Here is a 482-nt window from a genome sequence, read left to right as displayed (position 1 = left end):
GCGGAAAGGGGGGAGACGTGCGAACCGTCCCCGTACAGATCGTGTGTCGTAGCTGTGCCGAGCCGTACCGGACGACGGTCCGGGGCGGGAACACCCGGTGCCCGCACTGCCGTACCTCCCGCCACGTCCGCATGGATCAGGAGTGGGAAGGACCGGTGACCCCCGACATGTCCGGAGCCGCCTCCCGGGCCGTGGAAGTCGCCACCCGACCCGCCGTGTGGGTCGAATGCCGGTGCGGCCATGAGTGGCAGTCCCTGGCCCGGGACCGGATGACGATCCGGTGTCCCGAGTGCGGCACCGGGCAGCGCGTGCCCTACCGGACCGACGCGAACACCGGGCCGTCCCCCGAGGGCTACCGGCCGCCGCCACCCCCGCCCCGGGCCCCTCGGGTCCGCCCTGCGCCCGTGTGGGAGCCGGACGACGACCCGGAAGACGAGTGGGAGCCGGACGAGCCTCCCCGCTCGTCCCTGGCCGACTGGATG

Annotated in this window: 1 pseudogene; it reads left to right on the top strand. The window is 73.9% G+C overall.

What is annotated here, in order from left to right:
• Positions 1-167: 167 nt before the first annotated feature.
• Positions 168-482, top strand: a pseudogene (locus tag IH25_RS42010) (hypothetical protein); the annotation flags it as partial.

The organism is Streptomyces achromogenes subsp. achromogenes, assembly GCF_000720835.1.
Taxonomy (GTDB): domain Bacteria; phylum Actinomycetota; class Actinomycetes; order Streptomycetales; family Streptomycetaceae; genus Streptomyces; species Streptomyces achromogenes.
This window is presented reverse-complemented; position numbering and strand designations above follow the sequence as displayed.